Origin of the sequence: Haematobacter genomosp. 1 (assembly GCF_002196855.1) — a bacterium.
Lineage (GTDB): Bacteria > Pseudomonadota > Alphaproteobacteria > Rhodobacterales > Rhodobacteraceae > Haematobacter.
Window position 1 is genome coordinate 31,393 of sequence record NZ_NIPW01000003.1, and the last position, 11,251, is coordinate 42,643.

At 64.6% G+C, this 11,251-nt stretch carries 9 protein-coding genes and 1 pseudogene; 8 read left to right on the forward strand and 2 right to left on the reverse strand.

Going from position 1 to position 11,251, the window contains the following annotated elements:
- Positions 1 to 63 precede the first annotated feature (63 nt).
- The gene (locus CDV49_RS20635; protein ID WP_218821861.1) at positions 64 to 204 is read left to right on the forward strand and encodes a hypothetical protein; all 141 of its coding nucleotides are present in this window, start codon (positions 64 to 66) and stop codon (positions 202 to 204) included.
- 628 nt (positions 205 to 832) lie between these two features.
- On the opposite strand, the gene CDV49_RS00265 is transcribed toward CDV49_RS20635, so the two are convergent.
- Complete coding sequence (locus CDV49_RS00265; protein WP_088213588.1) at positions 833 to 1,666, reverse strand: prephenate dehydratase; 834 nt, start codon at positions 1,664 to 1,666, stop codon at positions 833 to 835.
- 144 nt (positions 1,667 to 1,810) lie between these two features.
- Here CDV49_RS00265 and CDV49_RS00270 point away from each other — a divergent pair, with 144 nt between their 5' ends.
- Positions 1,811 to 2,329, forward strand: coding sequence for a c-type cytochrome (locus CDV49_RS00270; RefSeq protein WP_088213589.1), 519 nt, complete (start codon positions 1,811 to 1,813; stop codon positions 2,327 to 2,329).
- A gap of 434 nt (positions 2,330 to 2,763) precedes the next feature.
- Here the strand turns inward: CDV49_RS00270 and CDV49_RS00275 are convergent.
- A pseudogene (locus CDV49_RS00275) lies at positions 2,764 to 3,150 on the reverse strand (transposase); the annotation flags it as partial.
- A 431-nt stretch (positions 3,151 to 3,581) separates the two neighbouring features.
- Here CDV49_RS00275 and CDV49_RS00285 point away from each other — a divergent pair.
- The 6 genes from CDV49_RS00285 to CDV49_RS00310 all read left to right on the forward strand — a co-directional run bounded on the left by CDV49_RS00285 (position 3,582) and on the right by CDV49_RS00310 (position 11,249).
- Positions 3,582 to 5,483, forward strand: a complete 1,902-nt coding sequence (locus tag CDV49_RS00285) for an extracellular solute-binding protein (RefSeq protein WP_088213590.1) — start codon at positions 3,582 to 3,584, stop codon at positions 5,481 to 5,483.
- 1 nt (position 5,484) lies between these two features.
- A complete protein-coding gene (locus CDV49_RS00290; RefSeq protein ID WP_088213591.1) occupies positions 5,485 to 6,585 on the forward strand; it encodes a microcin C ABC transporter permease YejB in 1,101 nt (366 codons plus the stop codon).
- A 3-nt stretch (positions 6,586 to 6,588) separates the two neighbouring features.
- Positions 6,589 to 7,698, forward strand: a complete 1,110-nt coding sequence (locus CDV49_RS00295; protein ID WP_088213592.1) for an ABC transporter permease — start codon at positions 6,589 to 6,591, stop codon at positions 7,696 to 7,698.
- Between the two features lie 41 nt (positions 7,699 to 7,739).
- Complete coding sequence (locus CDV49_RS00300; protein ID WP_088213677.1) at positions 7,740 to 9,371, forward strand: ABC transporter ATP-binding protein; 1,632 nt, start codon at positions 7,740 to 7,742, stop codon at positions 9,369 to 9,371.
- Positions 9,372 to 9,409: 38 nt separating this feature from the next.
- Entirely contained in the window at positions 9,410 to 10,432 is a 1,023-nt protein-coding gene (locus CDV49_RS00305; RefSeq protein WP_088213593.1) for an aspartate-semialdehyde dehydrogenase, read from the forward strand.
- Between the two features lie 112 nt (positions 10,433 to 10,544).
- Positions 10,545 to 11,249 carry a lytic transglycosylase domain-containing protein gene (locus tag CDV49_RS00310; RefSeq protein WP_256947166.1) on the forward strand — a complete coding sequence of 235 codons (705 nt, stop codon included), beginning with the start codon at positions 10,545 to 10,547 and terminating at the stop codon, positions 11,247 to 11,249.
- Positions 11,250 to 11,251: the final 2 nt, after the last annotated feature.

Consider the following 11,251-nt stretch of genomic DNA (forward strand, 5'->3'; position numbering starts at 1 on the left):
CCAGCTCTTGGTTGGCTGTCGCGCCGGGATGCGCTCCCGTCGAGAGGCTCGCGGATACAGAGGGTGCTGCAACGCTTCCCGCAGGTTTCCCGGTCTCACCGGCGGGTGGCAGAGTTTCGCGATTTTTTCACCGCCTTGCGGGCTGCTGAAAAAGTTTTGAAGCCTCATGTCTATGCTTTGGAAATTGGAAAACCGAGCCTTTGAATGATCCGAAATGGGTAGATTTCCTGCCGGATTTGGCCGGATTTCCGCTCCAACGCCGACCTGAAAGCCTCTTCGGCCTGCGAGGGGAGACTTTGTGCAGGAAAGGCAGCACACGGCTACGCGCCGAGCGCATAAGGGCTTCCCGGAAGGATTCCGACAGGCGATGCCGGAGGAAATGGTCGGCCTTGGGGCGCGCCCGAGGTTGTTTCCCCCGATAGCCTGCCTGGTGACCACCGGAGGCCGCGAAACATGGCTGCTGAAAAAGTCGGGAACTTACCCGGGCTTGCGTGGAGGGCGAGAAAGTCTGTCCGGTCACGCGCCAAAACTCGGCTTCCGGGGCGCTTCTGAAAATCTGAGGAAGATTTCGACCCCAGCACAACCGCGGAATGCGTTTTCAGCAGCCTGTTAAATCGCCGTTCTCCGGGCGGAAGCAGGTTGTCCGCCCCGGCTAGCAGGCCGTGCCAACGAACCTTGACTGGAGGATGATTTCTGCATCTTCCCGCGCGCAATGATTGCGGTGGCGCCAGCCGATCTGGAGCAATACGCGAACGGAAAATGCTGCGAGAGTCAAAAGACCAGTCAGCTCACCCCGCGATCCCGGTCGGTTTTCACCCCGCGATCATGGTGTCTAACGCCGGCGCGAATCCGCCGGATACACGCCGACAAGGGACATTTCCGTGGTGAAATAGCGAAGCTCGTCGAAGGCGAGCTGCACGTTCCGGTCCTCGGGGTGTCCCTCCACATCGGCATAGAACTGCGTCGCCGTGAAGGAGCCGTTGACCATGTAGCTTTCCAGCTTCGTCATGTTGACGCCGTTCGTCGCAAAGCCCCCCATCGCCTTGTAGAGCGCGGCGGGGATGTTGCGGACGCGGAACATGAAGGTCGTGATCATCCCGGCCTCCCCCCGGCGCGTCAGGTCCAGATCGCGGGACATGACGAGGAATCGCGTGGTGTTGTTCTGCTGGTCCTCGATTTCCTTCGCCAGCACGTCGAGCCCGTAGATCTCTCCCGCGAGTTCCGATGCCAGCGCCCCGATGGCGGGATTGCCCATTTCCGCGACCTTCATCGCAGAGCCCGCCGTATCGGCCCCGGTCAGCGACTGGATGCTGTGAGCGCGCAGGAAATCCCTGCACTGGCCCAGCAACACGGTATGGCTCATCGCCTGACGGATATCCCCGATCTTCGTGCCGGGCACGCCAAGCAGGCTGATGTGAACGCGCACGAAGGCCTCGTCCACGATATGGAGGCCGCTCTGCGGCAACAGGCTGTGCATGTCCGCCACGCGCCCGTAGGTTGAGTTTTCCACCGGCAGCATGGCCAGTTCAGCCTGCCCCTGACGGACCGCTTCCATCGCATCCTCGAAGGTCCGACATGGCATCGGCTCCATCTCCGGCCGCGCCTGGCGACAGGCCTGGTGGGAGTAGGCTCCCGGCTCACCCTGGAAGGCGATCTTTCCCCGCATGGTTTCTCCCGGAATTCTGAGGCTTGCTCTGTGAGGTCTTCTGAGGGCTTGCGGGACACACCGCCCCGGCGCGTGGTAACTACACCTTGAAAACGTCGAACGGAAGCGGCTAAGACCGGACGAGACACCAGCCGGGGGGGCCAGATGTTCGACCAGATGACCGTGACCAAGACCGTTGCCGCGCTCTGCGGGGCCCTGCTCATCCTGTTGCTGTCGAACTGGGCCGCCAGTGCCCTGTTCTCGATGGGGGGCGGTCATGGTGATGAACACGCCGCCTATGTGATCGACACGGGCGCGCAGGAAGGTGCGGGCGTTGCCGCCGCCTCCGATGAACCGCCGTTCGAGGAGGTCTTCGCCACCGCCGATGCCGCCGCGGGCGAGAAGGTGTTCGCGAAATGCCGCGCCTGCCACAAGATCGACGGCGCTAATGCCACCGGCCCGCATCTGGACGGCGTGGTCGGCCGCCCGGTGGGTTCCGTGGACGGCTTCGGCTATTCGGACGCGATGAAGACGCATGGCGGCGAGTGGACGCCTGACAAGCTGAGCGAGTTCCTTGCCAACCCCAAGGCCGACGTGCCGGGTACCAAGATGTCCTTCGTCGGGCTGCCGCGCATCAAGGAGCGTGTGGACCTCATCGCCTATCTGGAATCGCTGCCGCACTGACCCCGCCTCTGTGCGAAGGCATGAGACAGGCCGGCTTGCGCCGGCCTTTTCCGTTGTGAGGGCGTCCTGGGGGCGTAGAGCCGGGCTGTCCCGCCTTCCGATCGGGCAGATGTGTCCCCGCCTGCACCCGCAGGCCGGACAGTTCCTTCACGAGCTGCGCCGCCGCGGTATTGACCCATGTGTGGGTGCCCGTCTGAGGTCAAGGCGTGTTTAGCGGTGGTTCTGAAGATCGGTGCGGTCATGGGTCAGGCCTTTTGTGCGGCTCTGATACATGACCGCTGGCCGTTATGGTGATACGCGGATTGGCTGCAAATCAGTGAACCGGGCTTTTCGCCCTTGGGTCGTTTCGGCTTCTGCCAATCCCGATCTGTCGATCGACTTCCCTAACGCTTCGGCACTCCCTTCACTCCCGGCGTCTTCCCACGAACTGGCGTTCAGGCCACCGCGGGAATTCTGTAATTCTCGCCCCGCCGCATCATGGCCCAGATACCGCGCGCCATCTTGTTGGCAAGCGCGATGGCGACCAGCATCTTTGATTTTCGCGCCAGCATGTTTGCCAGCCAACTGCCGGGCTTTGGCGCCTTGCGTATCGCCCATCGCACGACAGCCATGGCGCCGATAATGAGCAGCCTGCAGATATCCTGCTGCCCCATCTTCGAGACGCGCCCAAGCCGCGTCTTTCCGCCGGTGGAATGTTGCCTTGGCACGAGACCGACCCACGCGGCAAAGTCTCGGCCGCTTCGGAAGTTCTCGGCGGGGGGTGCAAACACATCGATGGCGACGGCAGTCATTGGACCAATGCCCGGCATGGTCTGCAGGCTCCGTGTCGAAGGATTTACTCGAGCCGCAAGCTTCAGGCGATGCTCACCGTGGCCGAGCACAGCTCGTCCGCCATGGCACTTGCGGAAAGGGTGGTGAGCCAGCACCCGTCAGAGCGGAGAGCGGAGAGCGGAGAGCGGAGAGCGGAGAGCGGAGAGCGGAGAGCGGAGAGCGGAGAGCGGAGAGCGGAGAGCGGAGAGCGGAGAGCGGAGAGCGGAGAGCGGAGAGCGGAGAGCGGAGAGCGGAGGTACGAAACCGGCGCCGGGCAACGTCACCCAGATACCGTCGGCTCAGCGCGCTGCCGCTTTGGGGTGTATGTGGTCGGTTTTCCGTCTATCCTGCCCGATGGCGCAGTCTCTCACGCAATCGCAACTTGAAACTTTGCCGCTTGCGCCCTTAGCTGGCGCGGAACGACGCTGATCGGAGGGACAGGATGCCGGTTGACCCGAGGACTACTATTATCGCCGGACGGAAGCCGTCTGCGATTTCCTCCCGCGTCCTGCTCCTGACACTGCCGTTCCTGGCGCTCGGCTCTTCGATGGCTGCGGCGCAGGAGCAGAAGGTCATCACCTCCTACGGGATCTCCACCTTCGGCGATTTGAAATACCCCGCCGATTTCAAGCATTTCGACTTCGTGAACCCGGAGGCACCCAAGGGCGGCACGATGACCTTCCGCGGCACCGGAGCGAGCCAGACCTTCGACAGCCTGAACGCCTTCGTGCTGAAGGGCAACCCGGCGCAGGGGCTGGGGCTGCTCTATGACAGCCTGCTTTCCGGCGCGCCGGACGATCCCGATGCCGCCTATGGGCTGGTGGCTTCGAGCGTCGAGTATCCGGAGGACCGTTCCTGGGTGACCTTCACCATGCGGCCGGAGGCGACATTCTCCGACGGTCAGCCGATCACGGCGGAGGATGTGGTCTTTACCTGGAAGGTGCTGCTGGAGAAGGGATCCCCCGCCTATCGCATCTCTCTCCGCGACATCGAGAATGTCGAGGCGCTGGACCCGCACCGGGTGAAATTCACCTTCAAGGAGGGTGCGGCCACCCGCGATCTGCCGATGCTGGCGGGCGGGCTGTCGATCCTGCCGAAGCATTATTACGACACCGTCGATTTTGCCCAGTCCACGATGAGCCCGCCCGTGGGATCGGGGCAGTTCGTGGTCAAGGACGCACAGCCCGGCCGATCCATCACCTATTGCCGGAACCCCGATTACTGGGCGAAGGATTTGCCGGTGAATGTCGGCATGGCGAATTTCGACTGCTACACCTACCAGTATTTCGCCGACAACAATGCCGCTTTCGAGGCATTCAAGGTCGGCCAGTTCCTCTACCAGCAGGAATTCTTCTCGCTGCTCTGGGCCACGGGTTACAACTTCCCCGCCGTGGAGCGCGGCTGGGTGAAGCGGGAGGAGCTGGAGGATGCGACGCCCTCGGGCACGCAGGGCTTCTGGTTCAACCTCCGGCGCGAGAAGTTTCAGGATCCGCGCGTGCGCGAGGCCATCGGGCTGATGTTCAACTTCGAATGGACGAACGAGACGCTGTTCTACGGCCTCTACAAACGCACCGACAGTTTCTTCGAGAATTCTCCCATGCAGGCCGAGGGGCTGCCGGAAGGGGAGGAACTGGCCGTGCTGGAGGAGTTCCGCGACAAGCTCCCCCCGGAAATCTTCACCGCACCCGCCTTCGAGCCGCCGGTCTCGGGCAAGCAGCAGCTTGACCGTGGCAACATGCGCCGCGCCTCGCAGCTTCTGGACGAGGCGGGCTGGTCCGTCGGCGGTGACGGGATGCGTCAGAACGCGAAGGGCGAGCGGCTGACGCTGGAATTCATCGAGGACGGCACCTCCATGGACCGGGTGCTAAACCCCTATATCCAGAACCTGCGCCGCATCGGCGTGGATGCCCGCCTGACGCGGATCGACAGCGCGCAGATGCAGCAGCGGCAGAAGGACTTCGACTACGACATAATGAGCGGGCGGTTCGTCATGTCGCTCAGCCCCTCCATCGAACTCCGGCAGCTTTTCTCCGCCGAAGCGGCGGCGACACCGGATTCGGCCAACCTCTCGGGCGTGGCCGACCCGGTGGTGGACGCGCTGATCGAAAAGGTCATCCAGTCCAAAACACGCGAGGAACTGGACGCCCGTGCCAAGGCGCTGGACCGGGTGCTCCGCTCCAAGCAGATCTGGGTGCCGAACTGGTACTCCGGCAAATACCTCGTCGCCTACTGGGACGTGTTCGGCAAGCCGCCTGAAAAGCCGCCCTATTCCCGCGGGGACGGCATGTGGTGGATGGACGAGGCAAAGCTCGGCCGGCTGAAGGCACAGGGCGCGCTCCGCTAAGATGGCTGCCTATATCCTTCGCCGCCTCCTGCTGATGATCCCGACCCTCATCGGGATCATGGTCATCAACTTCACGCTGGTGCAGTTCGTGCCGGGCGGCCCTATCGAGCAGATCATCGCGCAGGTCCGGGGCGGGGGGGATGTGTTCTCCTCCATCTCGGGCGGCGGCGGCGATGCCGGGGCCGGACAGCTTTCGGCGGGCAACGCCGGGGGGGACGACCGCTATCTCGGCGCCCGCGGCCTGCCGCCCGACTTCATCGCCGATCTGGAGAAGCAGTTCGGCTTCGACAAGCCGCCGCTCCAGCGGTTCCTAGACATGATGTGGTCCTACCTGCGCTTCGATTTCGGCGAGAGCTACTTCCGCTCCATCTCCGTGGTCGATCTGGTGCTGGAGAAGATGCCGGTGTCGATCTCGCTCGGCCTGTGGTCCACGCTGATCGCCTATCTCATCTCCATCCCGCTCGGCATCCGCAAGGCGGTGAAGGACGGCACCCCTTTCGACACATGGACATCCGGCCTCATCATCGTGGGTTATGCGATCCCGGGCTTCCTGTTCGCGGTGCTCCTGCTCGTGCTGTTCGCGGGCGGCTCCTACTGGCAGTGGTTTCCGCTCCGCGGGCTGACCTCGGACAACTGGGATCAGCTTTCGCCCATTGGCAAGGTGCTGGACTATATCTGGCACATCACGCTGCCGGTCATCGCCTCCACCATCTCCAGCTTCGCCACGCTGACCCTGCTGACGAAGAACTCCTTTCTGGACGAGATCAAGAAGCAGTATGTCATGACGGCCCGTGCCAAGGGCCTGCCGGAGCGGCGGGTGCTTTACGGCCACGTGTTCCGCAATGCGATGCTGATCGTGATCGCGGGCTTCCCGACGCTGTTCGTATCAGTGTTCTTCGGCGGCAGCCTGATCATTGAGACGATCTTCTCGCTCGACGGACTGGGACGGCTGGGTTTCGAGGCGGCGGTGTCGCGGGATTATCCGGTCATGTTCGCCACGCTCTATGTGTTCGGGCTGATCGGCCTGATCCTCGGGCTGCTGTCGGATCTGACCTATGTCTGGATCGACCCCCGCATCGACTTCGAATCACGTGAGACCTGAGTGATGGCAGTCTCAGAGCTGACCCGCCGCCGCTGGCGGACCTTCCGGGCCAACCGGCGTGCCTCCTGGGCGCTGGTCATCTTTTCGGTCCTGTTCCTCATCGCGCTCTGCGCGGAATTCGTGGCCAATGACAAGCCCCTGCTGGTGAGCTACCGGGGGGAGCTTTTCGTGCCGGTGATGCGCTTCTACCCGGAGACGACCTTCGGCGGCGACTTCGCCACGGAGGCCGTCTATCGCGACCCGGAGGTGCAGTGCCTGATCGCGACCGGTGGGGCGGAGGCCTGCTGGGATGACCCCGCCGCCGCGATGGCGGAGGCGCAGGCCACCGGAACCGTGGGCGGCGCGCCCGTGCAGACCGGCTGGATGATCTGGCCGTTCATTCCCTACAGCTACAACACCGTGAACGACATTCAGGGCACCGCGCCGTCCGCCCCGGATGCCCAGCACTGGCTCGGCACCGACGATACCGCGCGGGACGTGCTGGCCCGGGTGATCTACGGCTTCCGCCTGTCGGTGGTCTTTGCGCTGGTGGTGACCTTCGCCACGACGGTGATCGGCATCGCCTCCGGCGCCGTGCAGGGCTATTTCGGCGGCTGGATCGACCTGAGCTTTCAGCGGATCATCGAGATCTGGGGGGCGACGCCCAGCCTTTACATCATCATCATCGTGGGCGCGATCTGGCAGATGAATTTCTGGCTGCTCGTGATCCTGATGACCGCCTTCGGCTGGACGGCGCTGGTGGGGGTCGTCCGGGCGGAGTTCCTGCGGGCGCGGAACTTCGAATATGTCCGCGCGGCCCGCGCGCTCGGCGTCTCCGACGGCAAGATCATGTTCCGCCACGTGCTGCCGAATGCCATGGTCGCGACCGTCACCATGCTGCCGTTCATCATCACGGGCACCATCGGGTCGCTGGCCGCGCTGGACTTTCTGGGCTTCGGGCTGCCCTCCTCCTATCCGTCGCTGGGAGAGTTGACCCAGCAGGCCAAGGACAACCTCCAGGCGCCGTGGCTCGCCTTCACCGCCTTCTTCACCTTCGCGATCATGCTGTCCCTGCTCATCTTCATCTTTGAAGGGGTGCGGGATGCCTTCGACCCCAGAAAGACCTTCCGGTGAGCGATCCCGTCCTTGATGTCCGCGATCTTCACGTCCGTTTCATGCAGGACGGACGGGTGCATGAGGCCGTGCGCAGCGTCTCCTACACCGTGGGGCGGGGGGAGACGGTGGCGCTGGTGGGCGAATCCGGTTCGGGCAAGTCGGTCACCGCGCTGTCCACCGTCTCGCTCCTGCCCGACAGCGCGGAGGTGACGGGCAGCATCCGCTACAAGGGCGAGGAGCTTCGCGGCGCGCCGGAGGCGAAGCTGCGGGAGGTGCGGGGCAATGACATCAGCTTCATCTTTCAGGAGCCGATGACATCGCTGAACCCGCTGCACACCATCGAAAAGCAGATCACGGAAAGCCTGTCGCTCCACCAGAACCTCTCCGGCTCCGCCGCGCGGGCGCGTGTGCTCGAACTTCTGCGCAAGGTCGGGATCCGAGACCCGGAGAGCCGGCTGGACGCCTATCCCCACCAGCTCTCGGGGGGGCAGCGGCAGCGGGTGATGATCGCCATGGCGCTCGCCAACGGGCCGGAGCTGCTCATCGCGGACGAGCCCACGACCGCCCTCGACGTGACGATTCAGGCGCAGATCCTCGACCTTCTGGCGGAACTGAAGCGTGAGGAGGGGTTGAGCATGCTGTTCATCACCCATGACCTCGGCATCGTGCGGCGGATCGCAGACCGGGTCTGTGTGATGAAGGACGGCGAGATCGTGGAGACCGGCCCCACGGCGGCGGTCTTTGCCGATCCGCAGCATCCCTATACGCAGAAGCTCCTCGCCGCCGAGCCGAAGGGGCGCCCCGCCCCGGTGCCGGAGGGCGCGGAGGAACTGCTGAGGACGGACGCGCTCCGCGTCTGGTTTCCGATCCATCGGGGCTTTCTCCGCAAGGTCACCGGCCATGTGAAGGCGGTCAACAGCGCCAGCCTCTCCGTGCGCGAGGGGGAGACGCTGGGGGTGGTGGGCGAATCCGGCTCCGGCAAGACGACGCTCGCCCTCGCCATCCTGCGGCTCATCTCCTCCGAAGGGCCGATCGTGTTTCTGGGGCGCGACATCCAGGGCTGGCGCTCGCGGCAGATGCGGGCGGTGCGCCGCGACATGCAGATCGTGTTCCAGGATCCCTACGGCAGCCTCTCTCCGCGCATGACGGTGGAGCAGATCATCGCCGAAGGGCTGGGCGTGCATGGCACCCTGTCCGCGGCGGAGCGGCACGGCCGCGTGGCGGAGATCATGGAGGAGGTGGGTCTGCCCCCCGAGTCCATGTACCGCTATCCGCACGAATTCTCCGGCGGCCAGCGGCAGCGGATCGCCATAGCCCGCGCGATGATCCTGCGGCCCCGCCTCGTCGTGCTGGACGAGCCGACCTCCGCGCTCGACATGACGGTGCAGGTGCAGATCGTGGACCTGCTGCGCGGGCTGCAGCAGAAGCACCGCCTCGCCTATCTGTTCATCAGCCATGACCTGCGGGTGGTGCGGGCGCTGTCGCACAAGGTCATGGTGATGCGCGCGGGCGATGTGGTGGAGGAGGGTCCGGCGGCGGAGATCTTCGCCGCGCCGAAGACCGATTACACCCGCGCGCTCATGGCCGCCGCGCTCAACATGTCGGCGGAGGACGCACCCCCCGTCGCCGATACACGCCAGCCGGAATTGCCCCCCGAACCACCAAAGCCCTTTCCACCTTCCCCCCTTTAGGCTAAGGGACCGGGTCCCTTGACAGACAGGAGGTCCGGATGGGCTACAGGGTCGTCGTCGCGGGCGCCACCGGTAACGTGGGCCGCGAAATGCTGAACATCCTCGCCGAGCGGGAATTCCCCATCGACGAGATTACCGCGCTTGCCTCGCGCAAGTCGCTGGGAACGGAGGTCAGCTTCGGGGACAAGACGCTCAAGACGAAGGATCTCGACACGTTCGATTTCGAAGGCTGGGACATCGCGCTCTTCGCCATCGGCTCGGATGCGACCAAGATCTACGCGCCCCGGGCTGCCGCGGCGGGTTGCGTCGTTATCGACAACTCCTCGCTCTACCGCTACGACCCGGAGGTTCCGCTGGTCGTGCCGGAAGTGAACCCGGAGGCGGTGGAGGACTACCGCAACAAGATGATCATCGCGAACCCCAACTGCTCCACCGCGCAGATGGTGGTGGCGCTGAAGCCGCTGCATGACCGCGCGCGGATCAAGCGGGTCGTGGTTTCCACCTACCAGTCGGTCTCCGGCGCGGGCAAGGCGGGCATCGACGAGCTCTGGGACCAGACCAAGGGCCTTTATGTCCCCGGTCAGGAAGTGGCGCCGTCGAAATTCACCAAGCAGATCGCCTTCAACGTGATCCCGCATATCGACGTCTTCATGGAGGACGGCACCACCAAGGAAGAGTGGAAGATGGTGGCGGAGACCAAGAAGATCCTCGATCCGAAGGTGCGCGTGACGGCGACCTGCGTCCGGGTTCCGGTCTTTGTCGGCCATTCCGAGTCCATCAACATCGAGTTCGAGGAGTTCCTCGACGAGGACGAGGCGCGCGACATCCTCCGCGAAGCGCCGGGGATTCTCGTCGTCGACAAGCGGGAGCCGGGTGGCTACATCACGCCGATCGAATCGGTCGGCGAATACGCCACCTACATCAGCCGCATCCGGCAGGATTCCACCATCGAGAACGGCATCAACCTCTGGTGTGTCTCCGACAACCTGCGCAAGGGCGCCGCGCTGAACGCCGTTCAGATCGCGGAAACGCTGGGCAGCCGGGTTCTGAAGAAGGGCTGAGGCTCTTCCCGCGCGGCTCCTCGAAAGGGGCCGCGTTTTTCTTCCGGGGTGGTTACCGAATCTCAAGGAACTTCCCCTAGCCTGATCCCAGAACCCCAACCGGGCGGGATCCATGGCGCGCTTTCTTCTTTTCCTCCTGCTCCTGCTGGCAACCCCTGTTGCCGCGCTTCCCGTTGCCGATCCGGCGACGGTCTGTGAACGCGCGGCACTGATCGCGGCGCGGCAGAGCGGCGTGCCCGCTTCCGTCCTCCGCGCCATCTCCCTCACGGAGACTGGCAGGCGGCAGGGCGGGCGCTTCCAGTCATGGCCCTGGACCGTGAACATGGAGGGCGAGGGGCGCTGGTTCGACACGCCGGAGGCGGCGCTCGCCTATGTCCGGCAGGAGTTCGCCCGCGGCGCGCGGTCCTTCGATGTCGGGTGTTTCCAGATCAACTACCGCTGGCACGGCGATGCGTTCGAGACGGTGGAGGAGATGTTCGATCCTCTCGGCAACGCGCTCTATGCCGCGCGCTTCCTGTCGGAGCTGCACGGGGAATTCGGGTCATGGAGCGCGGCCGCGGGCGCGTTCCACTCCCGAACGCCCGAATATGCCGCGCGCTACCGCGAACGGTTCGACACGATCCGCGCCGGTCTGGCGGAGGAGGACGGCATCCCCGACATACCGGATATCGTGCTCGCCCTGAACGGCGGGGAGCCTGCTCCCCGGCAGAACCTGTTCCCGCTGCTGCAGGGGGGCGAACGCGGGCGGCGCGGCTCGCTGTTTCCCGGTTCCGCGCCCTCCTCCCGGCCGCTGATCGGCCCACCCTCGCAGGAGTGAGC